At 48.5% G+C, this 17,071-nt stretch carries 13 protein-coding genes and 2 pseudogenes; 8 read left to right on the top strand and 7 right to left on the bottom strand.

All coding sequences use genetic code 11. The annotated features are described in order from the left end of the window. Positions 1-14: 14 nt before the first annotated feature. The gene (mpl, locus tag QUE62_RS01090) at positions 15-1,424 is read right to left on the bottom strand and encodes a UDP-N-acetylmuramate:L-alanyl-gamma-D-glutamyl-meso-diaminopimelate ligase (RefSeq protein ID WP_286261740.1); all 1,410 of its coding nucleotides are present in this window, start codon (positions 1,422-1,424) and stop codon (positions 15-17) included. A 25-nt stretch (positions 1,425-1,449) separates the two neighbouring features. Between mpl and QUE62_RS01085 the strand changes: the two genes are divergently transcribed. The 7 genes and pseudogenes from QUE62_RS01085 (at position 1,450) to QUE62_RS01055 (ending at position 7,056) form a co-directional block, all read left to right on the top strand. Continuing rightward, entirely contained in the window at positions 1,450-1,977 is a 528-nt protein-coding gene (locus QUE62_RS01085) for a TlpA family protein disulfide reductase (RefSeq protein ID WP_286225542.1), read from the top strand. Between the two features lie 181 nt (positions 1,978-2,158). Next, complete coding sequence (aroQ, locus tag QUE62_RS01080; RefSeq protein ID WP_286225541.1) at positions 2,159-2,620, top strand: type II 3-dehydroquinate dehydratase; 462 nt, start codon at positions 2,159-2,161, stop codon at positions 2,618-2,620. Between the two features lie 23 nt (positions 2,621-2,643). Next, entirely contained in the window at positions 2,644-3,114 is a 471-nt protein-coding gene (gene accB, locus QUE62_RS01075) for an acetyl-CoA carboxylase biotin carboxyl carrier protein (protein WP_286225540.1), read from the top strand. Positions 3,115-3,119: 5 nt separating this feature from the next. Continuing rightward, a complete protein-coding gene (gene accC / locus QUE62_RS01070) occupies positions 3,120-4,487 on the top strand; it encodes an acetyl-CoA carboxylase biotin carboxylase subunit (RefSeq protein WP_286223898.1) in 1,368 nt (455 codons plus the stop codon). A 14-nt stretch (positions 4,488-4,501) separates the two neighbouring features. Further along, a pseudogene (gene prmA, locus QUE62_RS01065) lies at positions 4,502-5,428 on the top strand (50S ribosomal protein L11 methyltransferase); the annotation flags it as partial. A gap of 72 nt (positions 5,429-5,500) precedes the next feature. Continuing rightward, the gene (locus QUE62_RS01060) at positions 5,501-6,091 is read left to right on the top strand and encodes a DUF3426 domain-containing protein (RefSeq protein WP_353506048.1); all 591 of its coding nucleotides are present in this window, start codon (positions 5,501-5,503) and stop codon (positions 6,089-6,091) included. Positions 6,092-6,099: 8 nt separating this feature from the next. Continuing rightward, positions 6,100-7,056 carry a carbohydrate kinase family protein gene (locus QUE62_RS01055; RefSeq protein ID WP_286225539.1) on the top strand — a complete coding sequence of 319 codons (957 nt, stop codon included), beginning with the start codon at positions 6,100-6,102 and terminating at the stop codon, positions 7,054-7,056. A 61-nt stretch (positions 7,057-7,117) separates the two neighbouring features. Here the strand turns inward: QUE62_RS01055 and QUE62_RS01050 are convergent. The 5 genes and pseudogenes from QUE62_RS01050 to QUE62_RS01030 all read right to left on the bottom strand — a co-directional run. Further along, positions 7,118-7,501 (bottom strand): annotated as a pseudogene (locus QUE62_RS01050) (histone); the annotation flags it as partial. Positions 7,502-7,844: 343 nt separating this feature from the next. Beyond that, a complete protein-coding gene (locus QUE62_RS01045; protein ID WP_286261738.1) occupies positions 7,845-9,029 on the bottom strand; it encodes a ribonucleotide-diphosphate reductase subunit beta in 1,185 nt (394 codons plus the stop codon). A gap of 43 nt (positions 9,030-9,072) precedes the next feature. Continuing rightward, positions 9,073-12,021: a ribonucleoside-diphosphate reductase subunit alpha gene (locus QUE62_RS01040; RefSeq protein ID WP_286261737.1), complete on the bottom strand. Its 2,949-nt coding sequence runs from the start codon at positions 12,019-12,021 to the stop codon at positions 9,073-9,075. A 222-nt stretch (positions 12,022-12,243) separates the two neighbouring features. Further along, positions 12,244-13,041: a 1,6-anhydro-N-acetylmuramyl-L-alanine amidase AmpD gene (gene ampD, locus QUE62_RS01035; protein ID WP_286225537.1), complete on the bottom strand. Its 798-nt coding sequence runs from the start codon at positions 13,039-13,041 to the stop codon at positions 12,244-12,246. A 2-nt stretch (positions 13,042-13,043) separates the two neighbouring features. Further along, positions 13,044-13,889 carry a cytochrome C assembly family protein gene (locus QUE62_RS01030; protein ID WP_286225536.1) on the bottom strand — a complete coding sequence of 282 codons (846 nt, stop codon included), beginning with the start codon at positions 13,887-13,889 and terminating at the stop codon, positions 13,044-13,046. A gap of 20 nt (positions 13,890-13,909) precedes the next feature. Between QUE62_RS01030 and ffh the strand changes: the two genes are divergently transcribed. After that, positions 13,910-15,292: a signal recognition particle protein gene (gene ffh / locus QUE62_RS01025; RefSeq protein WP_286225535.1), complete on the top strand. Its 1,383-nt coding sequence runs from the start codon at positions 13,910-13,912 to the stop codon at positions 15,290-15,292. A 3-nt stretch (positions 15,293-15,295) separates the two neighbouring features. Here ffh and QUE62_RS01020 read toward each other — a convergent pair whose 3' ends face one another. Next, the gene (locus tag QUE62_RS01020; RefSeq protein ID WP_286261734.1) at positions 15,296-17,038 is read right to left on the bottom strand and encodes a proline--tRNA ligase; all 1,743 of its coding nucleotides are present in this window, start codon (positions 17,036-17,038) and stop codon (positions 15,296-15,298) included. Positions 17,039-17,071 lie beyond the last annotated feature (33 nt).

Raw genomic sequence — 17,071 nt, 5'->3', positions numbered from 1 at the left:
ACCAATTCCTCTAATTAGGGATTCAGGCGCTCTAAGCGAGCCAGAATTTTTTGATGAACACCGCCAAAGCCACCATTGCTCATCACCAAAATATGATCATGGGGTTTAGCTTCACCACATACCGCTTCAACTAAGCGCCCAAGATCATGAAAGCTTTTCGCCTTAGACCCCAATGGCGCGATCGATTCTTGCAAATCCCAACCTAGGGCATCTTTGCCACTAATTGCTCCATAGGCAAATACCAAATCGGCTTCTCTCAAGCTATCCGGAAGCTGAGACTTCATAACTCCAAGCTTCATGGTGTTGGAGCGCGGCTCAAGCACCGCCAGAATTCGTGCCTCACCCACTTGTTTACGTAATCCATCAATAGTGGTAGCAATTGCCGTTGGATGATGGGCAAAATCATCGTATACACGAATCTGATGTTGCTCACCAATGAGCTCTAGGCGTCGTTTGACATTTTTGAACTCTGCCAAAGCAAAAGCAGATTCTTCTGGGGTGATGCCGATATGATGGGCAGCCGCAATCGCTGCTAGCGCATTGAGTTGATTATGAACGCCCATCACTCCAGAGCCTTCAGCCCAATGAACCTCTGTGCATTTCTTGCCCTGATAAAAGACTGCAAAATCAGCGCCGCGTTTACCAGCCGCATTCTCAATATCTTCTAACGCCCAATCGCAGTCACCGTAACCAAACCGTTCGACGGGAGACCACACACCACGTTCGAGTACGCGATCCAATGACTGTTGTGAACCATTGGCAAGCACCAAACCGGTTTGCGGAATGGTTCGGACTAAATGATGAAATTGGGTTTCAATCGCAGCCAAATCGCTAAAGATATCCGCATGATCAAACTCGAGGTTATTGAGAATCGCAGTTCGGGGCCGATAGTGCACAAACTTACTGCGCTTATCAAAAAAAGCGGTGTCGTACTCATCCGCCTCGATCACAAAATAGTTCCCATCACCTAAGCGCGCTGATACTGAAAAGTTCAATGGCACACCACCAATTAAATATCCGGGTTTACGGTGATTACGCTCCAAAATCCAGGTGAGCATGGCCGTCGTTGTAGTTTTGCCATGCGTTCCAGCAACAGCCAAGACATGCCTACCTGATAAAACTTGCTCGCCAAGCCACTGAGGGGCCGAGGTATATGGCAAGCCCTGATTCAAAATCTCCTCGAGCAGGGGGTTTCCCCTAGAGACCACGTTCCCAATCAGAAATAAATCGGGTTTCGATTTAAATTCACGTAGTTGATCGGGGGAGTATCCTTCGATTAATTGAATACCTTGGGCTTCGAGCTGGGTACTCATTGGTGGATAAACATTTGCATCACATCCGGTTACCTCATGACCGGCCTGCCTGGCAATTGCCGCGATTCCACCCATGAAGGTGCCACAAATGCCCAAGATATGAATATGCATGCGTGGATTTTAGCTAAGGAGAGTCATGAACCGTCGTCATTTTCTAATTGGAAGTGTGGTCGCAATTGTTGCCGCAGTAGCAGGCGCTTTTATTGCCAATCGCAGAACTGCCCTCCAATCTGCCTCCCAAGAGGCAGTCAAAGCTCTTTTTGAACGCGAATGGTTCTCTCCAGACCAAAAGCCCATTTCAACCCAAGATTGGAGAAATAAGGTTTTGGTCATCAATTTTTGGGCCTCCTGGTGCCCGCCATGCGTTGAAGAAATGCCCGCCTTAGACAAAGTTCAAGGGGAATATGATCCTAAAAAGATGCTAATTGTCGGTATCGGTATCGATTCACCCTCGAATATTCGTCAATTTATTGAAACTACCATTATTTCTTATCCCATTGTTTTAGGTGGACTTGGTGGCAACGACATCAACAAAATGCTAGGAAACCCATCGGGAGCCCTACCCTTCACGGTAGTGATCAATGCCAAAGGGGATATCACAGGTAGAAAATTAGGCAAGATCAGCGAAGATGAGCTTAGAAAGCTTATTAAAGACGCAATTTAATTAAAATTAGCTACTTTTAGACCAATATTGAAAATGGCTTAGACGGCCATTTTTCGTTCAATTCTTAAAAAAACGGTCAATTTCTAGGTATTCCAAGCTCTTGGGGGTATACTGCTTCTTACGTTAATTTTCTGGATTTATCGCCAAATTAATCGATATTTTTCAATAACTGTAGCGATCTATGCCTACTAACCATTCAAATTCCTCTGTTTTGCTTCTAAATGGTCCTAATTTAAACCTTCTCGGCACTAGAGAGCCTGAGGTTTATGGCAAAACAACCCTTGAAGACATTACGAAGCGCATGGCCGAGCTTGCTAAAAATGCCGGAATTTCGCTGGAAAGCTTTCAAAGCAATCATGAGGGTGAACTAATTGATCGAGTTCAGAAGGCAAAAAAGGATGGTATTGGTTTCATCATCATTAATCCAGGTGGATTTACTCACACCAGCGTTGCCCTGCGCGATGCTTTAGCTGGTGTAGCGATCCCTTTTATTGAAGTGCACCTCTCGAATATTCACCAGCGTGAAGAATTTCGCAAACATTCTTATTTTTCAGACCTAGCCATGGGCGTGATTTGCGGTCTAGGCGCCCAGGGTTATGAACTGGCATTGGCAGCAATTCAGAACAAACTGGCTTCTCATTAAAAATCATTACAACGAGGTTTGGCATGGACTTACGAAAACTCAAAACCCTGATCGACTTAGTTTCTGAATCTGGAATCTCCGAACTAGAGGTGAGCGAAGGTGAAGACAAAGTCAAGATTGTGAATGCTCGCCATTCTGGCTCCGTTGCAAATGCTCCCGCAGCGACGCCCATGGGTACCATGGTCGTACCAGCACCGATCCAACCCGAAGTTCCAACTGCCTCGGTTGTTGCTACCCCACAAGCAAGTGCCGCGCCAGAGGGGTTCGTACAGAAGTCCCCGATGGTAGGAACCTTTTATCGCTCCCCCAATCCTGAGGCACCTGCTTTCGTGAATGTGGGCGATACCGTAACTGTTGGTCAAACCTTATGCATTATTGAAGCCATGAAGCTTCTCAATGAAATTGAATCGGAGAAAGCAGGGGTAATCAAACAAATCCTGTGCGAGAACGGTCAAGGCGTTGAATTTGACCAACCGCTATTCGTCATCGCCTAATCGCCATGTTTGACAAAATACTGATCGCCAATCGTGGCGAAATTGCGCTGCGAATTCAACGAGCCTGCCGAGAATTGGGCATTAAAACGGTCGTGGTGTATTCCACGGCAGATAAAGATGCGAAATACGTAAAGCTTGCTGATGAGGCGGTTTGCATTGGACCGGCACCCTCGACCCAAAGCTATCTGAACATGCCAGCAATTATTTCTGCGGCTGAAGTCACCGATGCCGAAGCCATTCATCCAGGCTATGGATTTCTCTCAGAGAATGCGGATTTTGCTGAGCGGGTTGAAAAGTCTGGGTTTGCGTTTATCGGCCCGAGACCGGAGTCGATCCGCTTGATGGGCGACAAGGTCTCGGCTAAAAATGCCATGATTAAGGCAGGGGTTCCCTGCGTTCCCGGATCAGCCGGCGCTTTACCCACTGACAATCCAAAAGAAATTCTGGCGACCGCCAAGCGTGTAGGCTACCCCGTCATTATCAAAGCGGCTGGTGGTGGCGGAGGGCGCGGTATGCGTGTGGTTCACACCGAAGCAGCCCTGATTAGTGCCGTGAACATGACCCGTGAGGAAGCGGGACGCGCCTTTGGTAATCCCGAAGTCTATATGGAGAAGTTTTTAGAGCGCCCAAGGCACGTGGAAATTCAAGTCTTAGCAGATACCCATGGGAATGCGGTTTGGCTGGGTGAGCGAGACTGCTCGATGCAGCGTCGCCACCAAAAAGTGATTGAAGAGGCACCGGCTCCAGGAATCGATCGCAAACTAATTGCCAAGATTGGAGAACGCTGTGCTGATGCCTGTAAAAAGATAGGCTATCGCGGTGCTGGCACCTTTGAATTTCTCTATGAAAAGGGTGAGTTCTTTTTCATTGAGATGAACACCCGCGTGCAAGTGGAGCACCCGGTAACCGAAATGATCACTGGGATTGATATTGTTCAAGAGCAAATCAAGATTGCAGCCGGTCAAAAACTAGGCTTTCGGCAACGCGATATCGTCTTTAAGGGCCATGCGATTGAATGTCGCTTAAATGCGGAGGATCCCTTTAAGTTCACTCCCAGCCCAGGTCGAATTCAATCATGGCATATGCCTGGCGGCCCGGGTATTCGCGTTGACTCGCATGCCTATAGCGGGTATCTGGTGCCCCCGAACTATGATTCGATGATCGGTAAGTTAATTGCCTATGGGGCTACACGTGAGCAAGCAATTCGTCGCATGCGGATTGCCCTCTCCGAAATGGTGATCGATGGCATTCTCACTAACGTGCCCCTGCATCGCGAGCTGATGCTCGACTCAAAATTTGTAGAGGGCGGCACGAGCATTCATTACCTTGAACAACGCCTTGAGGAGCAATCTGCGACTCGTGGTGAAAAGTAGGCTTTCTTAAGCCAATGTCGTACCGCGAGTTCCAATTTACGGTCGTTGCTGAAATTGCTGAACCCTTGGGCGATGCGCTCATGGAACTTGGGGCGCTCTCGGTTTCGGTCGAGGATGCTACAGCGGGCGGCTATGACGAAAACCCCCTGTATGGCGAGCCAGGACTATCGCCCGAAGTGCAAGCTTGGGATTTATCCGTTGTTAAAGCACTCTTTGATCAAGGCTTCGAAACCAGCAAGGAAGAATTAGCCAGCATTCTTTTAGAGGCTGGATTTGCGGTTCAAACACCTATTGAATCGCTTGTGGCTGACCAAGATTGGGTGTCGATGACACAAAATCAATTCGACCCGATTCATATTGGTAAACGTATTTGGATTGTCCCTTCGTGGCATCAAAAACCGTCTGAACCAGACGCAATCTGCCTGGCAGTTGACCCTGGCCTTGCATTCGGTACCGGCAGTCACCCCACCACTCGACTATGCCTTGAATGGCTTGAGCAATACAGCAAGAACCCTGTTTGCAAAAGTCAAAGTGTGCTGGATTATGGCTGTGGCTCTGGCATCTTGGCCATCGCTGCCAAAAAACTGGGCTTTCAGACCGTATTTGGAACCGATATTGACCCACAGGCCATTGAATCGGCGCGTACGAATGCGCAACAAAACGAAACCTCTATTGAGTTTCAGTTACCCGACGATATTGATGCCACGATTGGGTCCCGCCCTTTTGATGTCGTGATTGCCAATATTTTAGCCAACCCCTTACAAGTTTTAGCGCCTGCTCTCATCGCACGCGTAAAGGATGGTGGGCAATTAATCCTTTCGGGCATCCTAGAGCGCCAAGCGCAAGAGGTCATCGATTGCTATCAGCTCCATATTCCGCTGTCGATCTGGAGGTCCACGGAGGGCTGGGTTTGCCTACATGGCCAAAAGCCGGTCTCTAAGCAAGATCGGGTTCCGAATCTGCGTTCGATTGAGGATGTCTCAAAGCCCAATCGCTCAATTGTTAGCGCTCCCATGACAAAACATGGGGGGTTTCATCTACGCAAACTTTTGATCACTGTTGGCATATTAATGATGATCGGCTTCCTAGTCGCAATGAGCCTTTGGCGTGTGCCAATTTTGCATTTTTTTGCACCCAACCTAGATAAAAACCCCAACCTAATTGCCTTACGTAGCTTTGAATTGCTACAAACTGTTGATCGGGGAATTTGCGAAGTCTTGCCCTGTGACCAGAGGGCTGTAATTGATTTCACGGCCTGGCGCTTTCTACTTGCCAATCTCGGAATGGATGACAGTAAGCGCGGCATTGAGGTTCAATCCATTTTGCAAATCGAGCTACAAAATCGTTTATTGGTCCCAGTTGCAATCCCCCATTTGGAGCTAACGCTTAGCGACGCCGATGAAAAAACTATTGCTCGTATTCTGATGAGCCCTGAGGAGTGGCTCCCCAAAACCTGGCAAAGCGCCCATCCCAGCTTTTTACTAACGGGAGCGCCACCTAAAGAACTATTTAACCTATCGCTACCCTTGCAGCTTCCAGCGAATGCTGCGGGTTATCGCTTACGTGTAGCATATCCATCCTCCACCCAACCCCCATCCCTATAGAGAACTTTATGGCAAGTATTATTTGTGGTTCCATTGCGTATGACACCATCATGACCTTTGAGGGTCGCTTCCAGGATCAAATTCTTCCAGAACAAATCCATATTCTGAACGTCGCCTTCTTAGTTCCTAGCATGCGCCGAGAATTTGGCGGATGCGCTGGCAATATTGGCTATAACCTCCAACTGCTTGGCGGCAAACCAATGATCATGGCGACCGTGGGGGCAGATGCAGATCCCTACCTCACCCATCTCGAGAGAATTGGGATGAGCCGCCAGTTCATTAAAAAACTCGATCAAGCCTTTACGGCTCAAGCGATGATTACTACCGATCTTGCCAATAACCAGATCACCGCCTTTCATCCTGGAGCCATGAATGACTCCCACTTAAATCGTGTCGATGACTGTGTGGCTAGTCTAGATCAAAAGGATCAACACATCGGTATCGTTGCCCCCGATGGCCGAATTGGCATGTGGGAGCATTGCCATCAATTTGCGGAGGCGAAGATTCCATTTATTTTTGATCCAGGCCAAGGGTTGCCAATGTTTAACGGCCAAGAACTGCTTGAGCTCGTCGATTTAGCCGCCTATGTGGCTGTAAACGACTATGAGGGTGAAATGCTGTGCCAGCGTACCGGCTTATCCCTAAACGAGCTGGCAAGTCGCCTCGACGCCTTAATCGTGACGAAAGGAGCTCAAGGAGCGCAGATTCATGCACAAGGCAAAGTCATTGATATCCCCGCAGTTCCCGCTGAGAAGATTGCGGATCCAACCGGTTGTGGTGATGCATTCCGGGGAGGTCTGCTGTATGGCCTTGAAAAAGGTTTGGATTGGGAGACAACCGGACGCTTAGCCAGCCTCATGGGATCGATCAAAATTGCGCATCAAGGGCCTCAAAACCATCAACCCACTCGCAAGGAAATTAGCGATCGCTTCAAAGCAGCTTTTGGTACTGCTATCGCTCTCTAAATAAAAATGGGGTCCCGAAGGACCCCATCCAGACTACTTCAACTATCCACTAAGCCTAGGCTTAGGGACGGCTGCCTGTAGGAAATGGCCAAGCCGCAGCCGGATTCAGCGCAGTTTGCGCTGGAGCAGCAACGGCGGGCTTAGCCGCGGGCTTTTTTACAGAAGCACCTTTCTTGGCAGCAGGCCTTTTCTTGGCTGCTTTTTTAGCAGGCTTTTTCTTGGCAGCTTTTTTCTTTTTAGCAGCAGGACGCTTTTTAGCTACTTTTTTCTTAGCAGCTTTTTTAGCGGCAGGCTTCTTCGCTGCTTTTTTAGCAGCTGGCTTCTTAGCGGCAGCTTTCTTAGCAGCTGGGCGCTTCTTCGCAGCAGCTTTCTTAGCAGCTGGTTTCTTAGCAGCTACTTTTTTCTTAGCAGCTGGTTTCTTTGCAGCAGACTTCTTTTTGGCGATTGCCATAGTGATTCTCCTTCACGTGTGAGGATTAGAACAAACTACTGATTAAGAAAACCCGACCATGACTCCACGTTACGCCTTGCGGTGCACCATGGGAAACGAGCGAGCTATTCATCGGCGCGCGGCTTACTGCATGGTGCTGCACGCTAATGAATCCTGGAAAAAAAGCTGCAGCCCTTGCGGGAAGCAGCTTTTCAAAGAGGGTAGAAAAAATTGGGAAGAAAGCCCGGTCACCCTGTTTCAAGGGTTTTCGCATTTTTGCCAGTTTCAAGCGACTACTAATACTAATCAACCGAACTATCTCCTATATTGCCGGAGGAAGCGCTGGTCTAGCTTTTTGTTACTCCCAACTCAGCGCACCACCGGTTTGATACTCAATCACTCTGGTCTCAAAAAAGTTTCTCTCTTTTTTCAGATCTATCATTTCTGACATCCATGGAAATGGATTCTCTTCATTTGGATACATCGCGTCAAGTCCTATTTGCATACAACGACGATTGCAGATGAAGCGCAGGTAGCTTTTGAACATGGGAGCATTCAATCCAAGCACCCCTCTTGGCATCGTATCTTCAGCGTAGCGATACTCTAATTCAACCGCTTTTTCGAAGATGCCGCGAATCTCTTCTTTGAACGCGGAAGTCCATAACTGCGGGTTCTCCAGCTTGATTTGGTTGATCAAATCGATACCAAAATTGCAATGCATCGACTCATCACGCAAGATGTATTGATACTGCTCCGCTGCCCCCATCATTTTGTTTTGACGGCCCATCGCAAGGATTTGCGTAAAACCAACATAAAAGAATAAACCTTCCATCACGCAGGCAAAAACAATCAGGGAGCGCAATAGCTTTTGATCGTTTTCAAGAGTACCGGTCTTAAAAGCGGGATCGGTGAGTACATCAATAAACGGAATCAAGAACTCGTCTTTGTCCCGAATCGAGGGGACCTCATGGTAAGCATTGAAGATTTCGGCTTGATCCAGACCCAAGGACTCAACAATGTACTGGTAGGCATGGGTGTGGATAGCCTCTTCAAAAGCCTGGCGCAATAAATACTGACGGCACTCTGGAGCCGTAATCTGGCGATAGGTTCCCAATACGATGTTATTCGCTGCCAAGGAGTCCGCGGTTACAAAGAAACCTAAATTACGCTTAATAATGCGACGCTCATCTTCGGTCAGGCCATTAGGGTCTTTCCAAAGCGCAATATCGCGATTCATATTGATTTCTTGGGGCATCCAGTGGTTAGCGCAGCCGGCTAGGTACTTCTCCCAAGCCCATTTGTACTTGAAGGGAACTAACTGATTAACGTCTGTCGTACCGTTAATGACTCGCTTATCTGCCACATTAACCCGACGCTCAGTGGCATCGGCTACTGATTTTGCTGCCGCTTGCACCGGAGGAGCAACCGCAACCTGGTCGGCTACAGGGGCAACTTGCACTGGCGGAACGGCCATTGGCGAGGGTGGCGGCACAAACCCTGCCTTAGCAAGGGCTGGAGCGACTTCTTCATCCCAGTTCAACATACTATTCTCCTAATTCCTATTTGTTCTAATGTTCTCATCGAGCTTATTGACAAGCTTCACATTCCTCAAACCCCGGATCGCCAGGACGCATCGTGCAAACCGGGCCATCCGCAGCAACTGCCCCTGCGGTACTCACTGCCCCACTAGAGACTGCATTGAGTTGACCTGTGGCGACCGTTGATTTCTCAACATGGGTCGCTGCCATGGTCCGCAAGTAATAGGTGGTTTTTAATCCCCGAATCCAGGCCAACTTATAGGTGTCGTCCAACTTCTTACCGGATGCGCCGGCCATATAGATATTGAGCGATTGAGCTTGATCGATCCACTTTTGGCGACGTGAAGCAGCCTCAACCAACCAGCTTGGCTCAACCTCAAAGGCAGTCGCATACAAATCGCGCAGATCTTGGGGAACACGATCAATTTTAGACAGAGTACCGTCAAAATACTTCAAATCGGCAATCATGACCTCATCCCATAGACCGCGATCTTTCAAATCCCGCACCAAATAATCATTTACGACGGTGAACTCACCAGAAAGATTGGATTTCACAAACAAATTCTGGAATGTGGGCTCAATGCAGGCCGAGACACCAATAATATTCGAGATCGTTGCAGTTGGGGCAATTGCGACGCAATTGGAGTTACGCATACCGTATTGCTTAATTTGAGCACGGAGTGCATTCCAATCCATGGTGCTTGACTGATCTACCTCAACATAACCACCGCGCTCCTCTTGGAGCATCTTAAGGGTATCTTGGGGCAAAATGCCGCGATCCCACAGCGATCCTTGATAACTGCTGTAGGTGCCACGCTCCTTAGCAAGCTCACTCGATGCCTGATATGCGTAATAGCAAACCGCTTCCATCGAGGTATCAGCAAACTTGACCGCCGCCTCACTCGCGTAGGGGATGCGTTGCATGTGCAGGCAATCTTGGAAGCCCATAATCCCAAGACCAACTGGTCGATGCTTCATATTGGAGTTACGAGCCTTCGCAACCGCATAGTAATTGATATCGATCACGTTATCGAGCATGCGCATCGCGGTCTGGATGGTCTTCTTGAGTTTGGCATGGTCAAGCACCATTTGACCGTCGGCATCAGTGGTCATATGAGCGGTGAGATTGACTGAGCCTAGATTACAAACGGCAATTTCAGTCTCATTAGTGTTGAGGGTGATTTCAGTGCACAAATTGGATGAATGCACCACGCCTACATGCTGTTGAGGGCTACGAATATTGCAAGGATCTTTGTAGGTAATCCAAGGATGGCCGGTCTCAAATAGCATGGCCAACATCTTGCGCCATAACTGAACTGCAGGGATCTTCTTCGATGGCTTAATTTCGCCGGCCTCAGCACGCTTTTCATAGGCGATATAAGCCTGCTCAAAGGCTTTGCCATACTTGTCGTGCAAATCGGGGGTGCTTGATGGAGAAAATAAAGTCCACTCACCGTTTTCCATCACCCGCTTCATAAATAAATCTGGGATCCAGTTGGAAGTGTTCATATCGTGGGTGCGGCGGCGATCGTCACCGGTATTCTTACGAAGCTCCAAAAACTCCTCGATATCCAAGTGCCAGGTCTCCAAGTAGGCGCAAACCGCACCCTTGCGCTTGCCGCCTTGGTTTACGGCTACAGCGGTATCGTTCACAACCTTTAGGAATGGAACAACACCCTGCGACTTACCATTGGTGCCCTTAATATGGCTGCCCAAGGCGCGCACATTGGTCCAGTCATTGCCCAAACCACCAGCAAACTTCGATAACAAGGCATTCTCTTTCAAGGCCTCGTAAATGCCATCCAAGTCATCATCGACCGTGGTGAGGTAGCAACTCGATAGCTGCGAGCGCAGAGTTGCTGAGTTAAACAGGGTTGGGGTGCTCGACATGAAGTCAAAGGTAGAAAGAACCTCATAAAACTCAATCGCACGACGCTCACGCTCTGGCTCATTTAAAGCCAAGCCCATTGCCACGCGCATGAAAAATGCCTGCGGCATCTCAATCCGATGGTCTTCAATATGCAAGAAGTAACGGTCATAGAGGGTTTGGAGACCCAAATAATTGAATTGCAAATCCCGATCGGCATTGAGTGCTGCCGAGATTTTGCTCAGGTCAAACTCTAAAAGGCGGGGGTCCAGTAGCTCCGCCTCAATTCCCTTACGAATAAATTGGGGGAAATAATTCGGATACTCAGACTGCATATCGCCTTGCAAGACCTCACGCCCCAGAATTTCTTTCCGAATCACATGCATCAAAATACGAGCGGTCACCTGGCTATACGCAGGGTCTTTTTCGATCAGGGTGCGCGATGCCAAAATAGCCGAGTCATAGACTTGAGCCATGGGAACACCGTCATAGAGATTCTTGATGGTCTCGGTCATGATGGGGTTAGCATCAATGTGGTTACCCAATCCCTCGCATGCCGCCTCAATCACACTGCGCAAAGCAGCCACGTTTAGGGGCTTAGTAACACCGTTATCGTTCACTTGAACAGAAGGCAGACTTGGGTCGGCAACCTGCTCTTGGGCCGCGCTTTGCTGCGCAGCACGTTCCTGGTTGCGCTTTTCGCGATAAAGCACGTAAGCCCGAGCAACGTTATGCTCACCACTACGCATCAAGGCCAATTCAACCTGATCCTGAATATCTTCAATATGAAAGGTTCCGCCATTGGGACGGCTGCGCAATAGCGCACGAACCACGTTTTGGGTCAATTGCTCAACTTGCTCACGAATCCGTGCTGAAGCTGCGCCCTGACCACCATTGACCGCCAAAAATGCTTTGGTCACAGCAATGGCAATTTTCGAGGGCTCAAAAGCAACTACCGAACCATTACGACGAATGATTTTGTAGTCTGAAAGCTGGGTGGTTTGAGCAAGACCTACACCACCGGCCACATAGTTGGCGGATGGGGTTTGAGTCAAATTACCGACGGGGCTAACGCCTCCATGACTCGTGGTACCTGCTTGGCCAGCTGCTTGAGGATCGGCGAAGGTCATATTGCTCCTGCTATATATATGTATTTATTGGAAAAAAGACAAATTTGTAACAAAAACACTAGATGTAGTGGTTTTGAATCGTTCTGGATACTAAGTATAGGTAAATATTTTAAATTAGGTAAGCTCTTTTTTTCAGAATTTATTAGTAATTTCCCTATTTTTGATAGAAATGAAATCTTCAAAAAAGCGATGTAAGCGACCGCTTACCTGATGGAGAAATAGCTAGCGGACTTCAACCCCGAAGGGCAATTGTTCCTTACTTAGGTTTGCCAATCGTTGTATTCGCACCCAATCAAATGATTTGCCTGGGTCGGTCTTGCGGTCGGGCGCAATATCGCTATGTCCCGCAAACTGCAAGTTGGAAAAATTCTTTGCTAAGAAGTCAATCAGCTGGGCAAGGGCTGTGTATTGCTCATTGGTAAAGGCTGATTCGCCATCCCCTATTAACTCAATACCAATAGAAAAGTCGTTGCAACGCTCCCGCTCAAAAAATTGAGACGCGCCTGCATGCCAAGCCCGTTTATGAACCGATACCAGCTGAATGACCTGTCCATCACGATCAATCAAGAAATGGCTTGAAACCTTCTGATGCGCAATTTGCTCAAAATAAGGATGGGTGCGCGCATCTAACTTGTTTTGAAAAAAATCAATAATGCGATCACGACCAAATTGACCGGGGGGCAAACTAATATGATGAATGACCACCAAATCCGGTTTAATTGAAGCGGGTCGTTCATCAAAGTTAGGAGAAGCTCGCCACTGCGCCCTACCCCACCAACCCTTTTGACTTAAGCTATCGCGATGATCGGCGCAACAGTAATAGCGCCCATCCCATGCAATCGCATCATCTTCAGGCAAGTGAAGGTCGCAATACGAACAAGAAACCATACGCTTGGGCTTTAACTGAGAGGGCGGTGCTGACCTCGGCTCCAAAGCCTTTTCTTGATCGTGCTTTTTCTTAAGCACCAACCACCAATAGGCAAAGGCCAAGCCCAAGCCAAGCAAAATCCATTTCAGCAAAATTAAGTTCTCTGCAAAATCACTTCGGCAACAAAGCGAGTGCCTACATAGGTCAACAACAGGGCCACAAATCCACCTAAAACCCAGCGCACTGCTGTTGGACCTCGTAAACCAACCCGTAGGCGTGCAACCACTAAACCGCTAAACAAGAGCCACGATAAGAGTGCAAATACCGTTTTATGGTCAAAGACTAGTGGTTTACCAAACAGCTCTTGTGAGAAAAATAAACCAGAGAAGACGGTCATACTTAATAGCGCATAACCGACGTAGAGCAAACGGAACAAGAAACTCTCCATCGTCAATAATGGCGGCAGACTTTCAATCCAGGTCGGCGCACCGCCCATACCATTGGCCATACCCTTGCGCAAAGCCCGATCTTGTAAGTTCATTAATACCGCAAGCATCGCTGATAGGCTAAAAAATCCTACCGCAAAGGTTGCAACGATAAAGTGCGCCTTAAACCAAGGATCAGCGACGGCACGCTGAGAAATGACCGACCCTGGAAAGAGATCGGGCAGGATCGCACAAAACATCGCCATGCTGATGGTCATCAGCCGCAAGCTGGAAATGGGTAAGAAAAAGCTCTGAATCCAGTAAAAACTGAGTCCCACCCAAGCCATCAGGGAGAGATCTTGCGCAAAGCCAAATACAAAGCGCTCACCATTAAAAATCGACTCGTACAACAGGATTCCGTGAATGATCAACACGATCAGAATCAAAATTTGGACCAAGCCAATAAAAAATGGGGTCTCAGGGCGCCTTTGGTCGCGATAACCCAAAACAATAATCAGCAAGAGATAAAGTAAGGATGGCAACCAGCCAAATCCTGAGTAACCTAAAATAGTCATTTCGAAAGTCTAATCGATAAATGCTTGAGAATCTGACCGACCGCCTAAGTCGTGTGGTTAAAACCATGCGGGGTCAAGCTCGCCTGACAGAAAACAATACGGCCGACATGCTGCGCGAGATTCGTCTCGCCTTACTAGAGGCTGACGTTGCCCTGCCGGTGGTAAAGAGTCTCATGGAGCAAATCAAGTTCAAGGCACTTGGTGAGGATGTGGTGGGCAGTCTCACCCCTGGTCAAGCCTTGGTGGGGGTTGTGCAACGCGAGCTAGCTCTCATCATGGGTGGGACTGAAGAAGAGTCTGGGAAATTAAATCTAGCCACCCAACCTCCTGCGGTCATCTTGATGGCTGGTTTGCAAGGTGCTGGTAAAACAACCTCGGCAGCCAAACTTGCTAAGTTCTTGCAAGAAAAGTTAAAGAAAAAGGTTTTGACTGTTTCGTGCGACGTGTATCGTCCGGCCGCGATCGAGCAGTTAAAAACGGTTAGCGCTCAAGTTGGAGCGGATTTCTTTCCAAGCTCACCTGACCAAAAGCCCATTGAGATTGCCAATGCGGCGCTCGATTGGGCTAAACGCCATTATCACGATGTTTTAATTGTTGACACGGCAGGTCGTTTAGGAATTGACGAACAAATGATGCAAGAGATTAAGTCTTTGCATGCGAGTCTCAAACCGATTGAAACTCTTTTTGTGGTCGATGCCATGCTTGGTCAAGACGCTGTTAATACCGCGCGAGCTTTTCATGAGGCATTACCCCTGAGCGGCGTCATTCTGACCAAACTGGATGGTGATTCCCGCGGGGGTGCAGCGCTATCGGTTCGTCATATTACCGGCGTGCCCATCAAATTTATTGGCGTTGCAGAAAAAATGGATGGGCTGGAGGCCTTTGATGCGCAGCGCATGACCAACCGCATCCTTGGTATGGGCGATATCTTGGCCTTGGTCGAGCAAGCCCAGCAAACTGTTGATGTTGCGCAAGCCCAAAAGATTGCTAACAAAATACAAAAAGGTGGTTTTGATCTTAGTGACTTCCGAGAGCAAATTAAGCAAATGCAAAACATGGGGGGCATGGCCAATCTGCTCGATAAACTACCCAGCCAAATTGCGCAACAGGCTAGTAAAGCGAACTTAGGAATGGCTGATAAGCAAATGAAGCATATGCAAGGGATCATTGATAGCATGACCCCGCAAGAGCGTGCCAAACCGGAGCTACTCAAGGCGAGTCGTAAGCGTCGCATTGCCGCCGGCGCAGGAGTTCAAGTTCAAGAGGTCAATCGCCTCTTGGCGCAATTTGAACAAATGCAAGGCATGATGAAGCAAATGAAAGGCGGCAAGATGGCCAAGATGATGAGCTCGCTTGCTGCCCGTGGCGCCGCCAAAGGACTCGGCGGGCTGTTCAAAAAATAGAGCTTAAATCAAATTATTTTTTGCGGTATTGATCGCAGCAATAATCGTTTGCGCAATCGACTGGAACGGTATTAATTGAGCGGCACTTTCACGTCGCCCCTGAAACTCCACTTGACCCTCTTTCAGGCCGCGCTCGCCAATCACGACACGATAAGGCACACCAATCAACTCCCAGTCTGCAAACATCGCACCTGGACGTTCACCGCGATCATCTAAAACAACATCCACGCCAGCAGCAAGAAGCTCTTGATGAAGATGATTAGCAGCTTCACGCACTGCATCGGATTTATCGTAGCCCACAGGACAAATCACAACCTCAAATGGGGCCATGGAAATCGGCCAAACAATTCCACGCTCATCGTGACCCTGCTCAATCGCAGCGCCTAATAAACGGGTTACGCCTATTCCGTAACAGCCCATCACCATTGGCTGAGCTTTACCATTTTCATCAAGATAGGTGCACTTCATCGCTTCGGAATATCGGGTACCCAATTGAAAGACATGGCCCACTTCAATGCCACGACAAATCTCAAGAGTTCCTTTTCCATCTGGCGAAGGATCTCCGGCCACTGCATTACGCACATCGGCTACCAAAGGCTCAGGAACGTCGCGCCCCCAATTGACACCAGTCAAGTGATAGCCTTCGGCATTGGCACCACAGACAAAGTCGCTCATATTTGCCACAGTGCGATCAGCAATCACTTGAACTGAAGCTGGCAGACCAACCGGACCTAAGTAACCCACTGGAGAACCGCATGCCGCCAGGATTTCAGCATCGGTGGCAAACCGGAAGGCACTTAAACCAGGGACCTTATTAACCTTGATTTCATTGAGCTCATGATCAGCCCTGAGCAACACCATGAATAATTTGGCGGGTCCAGCGTCTTGATCAACTGCCAACACTAGGGATTTAATAGTATTAGACAGATCGATCTTGAGAAACTGCGCAACATCTTCGCAACGCTTTTGATCTGGCGTTGCCACTTTTTGCATACTTTCTTTTGGAGCGGCTCGGTGTGCAATAAGAGCAACCGATTCAGCAGCTTCTAAATTGGCAGCGTAATCTGAATTAGGGCAATAAACAATCGCATCTTCGCCTGTATCGGCAATCACATGAAATTCTTGGCTGCCCGACCCTCCGATCGCACCATTATCAGCAGCGACGGCTCGAAACTGTAAACCCATGCGTTGAAAGATTCGGACGTAGGCATCAAACATGAGCGCGTAAGACTTTTTCAAGCCTGCCTGATCACGATCAAATGAATAAGCATCCTTCATGCTGAACTCACGACCCCGCATGATCCCAAAACGGGGGCGACGCTCATCACGAAACTTCGTCTGGATTTGATAAAAGTTAACGGGCAACTGCTTGTAGCTCCTAATCTCCGAGCGCGCAAGATCAGTGATCACCTCTTCGGAGGTTGGCTGAATCAGATAATCGCGCTCATGGCGATCTTGAATGCGCAACAACTCGGGACCCATTTTTTTCCAACGACCCGTCTCTTGCCATAACTCAGCGGGTTGAACGATCGGCATCAGAAGCTCGATGGCTCCGGCGCGATTCATTTCTTCCCGAATAATGTTCTCGACCTTCCGAATTACCTTGAGCCCGAGAGGGAGATAGTTATAAATTCCAGCACTTAATTTACGGATTAGCCCAGCGCGCACCATCAGTTGGTGAGACACAATCTCCGCATCTGCTGGAGCCTCTTTTAGGGTTGCAAGAAAGGTTTGTGAAGCTTTCATGAGTGACTATAATCAAATCGTTGATTTTAAAGG

This window comes from Polynucleobacter sp. HIN9 (genome assembly GCF_030297635.1).
Classification (GTDB): Bacteria; Pseudomonadota; Gammaproteobacteria; order Burkholderiales; family Burkholderiaceae; genus Polynucleobacter.
The sequence above is the reverse complement of the archived record's forward strand: the minus strand, read 5'-3'. Positions and strand labels throughout refer to the sequence as shown.

Coding starts and splice junctions, on each gene's coding strand:
- QUE62_RS01060 (WP_353506048.1), top strand. CDS start 5,501: ATGACAAAACATGGGGGGTTTCATCTACGCAAACTTTTGATCACTGTT.
- QUE62_RS01045 (WP_286261738.1), bottom strand. CDS start 9,029: ATGTTGAACTGGGATGAAGAAGTCGCTCCAGCCCTTGCTAAGGCAGGG.
- QUE62_RS01040 (WP_286261737.1), bottom strand. CDS start 12,021: ATGACCTTCGCCGATCCTCAAGCAGCTGGCCAAGCAGGTACCACGAGT.
- QUE62_RS01055 (WP_286225539.1), top strand. CDS start 6,100: ATGGCAAGTATTATTTGTGGTTCCATTGCGTATGACACCATCATGACC.
- ffh (WP_286225535.1), top strand. CDS start 13,910: ATGCTTGAGAATCTGACCGACCGCCTAAGTCGTGTGGTTAAAACCATG.
- aroQ (WP_286225541.1), top strand. CDS start 2,159: ATGCCTACTAACCATTCAAATTCCTCTGTTTTGCTTCTAAATGGTCCT.
- QUE62_RS01030 (WP_286225536.1), bottom strand. CDS start 13,889: ATGACTATTTTAGGTTACTCAGGATTTGGCTGGTTGCCATCCTTACTT.
- QUE62_RS01020 (WP_286261734.1), bottom strand. CDS start 17,038: ATGAAAGCTTCACAAACCTTTCTTGCAACCCTAAAAGAGGCTCCAGCA.
- QUE62_RS01085 (WP_286225542.1), top strand. CDS start 1,450: ATGAACCGTCGTCATTTTCTAATTGGAAGTGTGGTCGCAATTGTTGCC.
- mpl (WP_286261740.1), bottom strand. CDS start 1,424: ATGCATATTCATATCTTGGGCATTTGTGGCACCTTCATGGGTGGAATC.
- accB (WP_286225540.1), top strand. CDS start 2,644: ATGGACTTACGAAAACTCAAAACCCTGATCGACTTAGTTTCTGAATCT.
- accC (WP_286223898.1), top strand. CDS start 3,120: ATGTTTGACAAAATACTGATCGCCAATCGTGGCGAAATTGCGCTGCGA.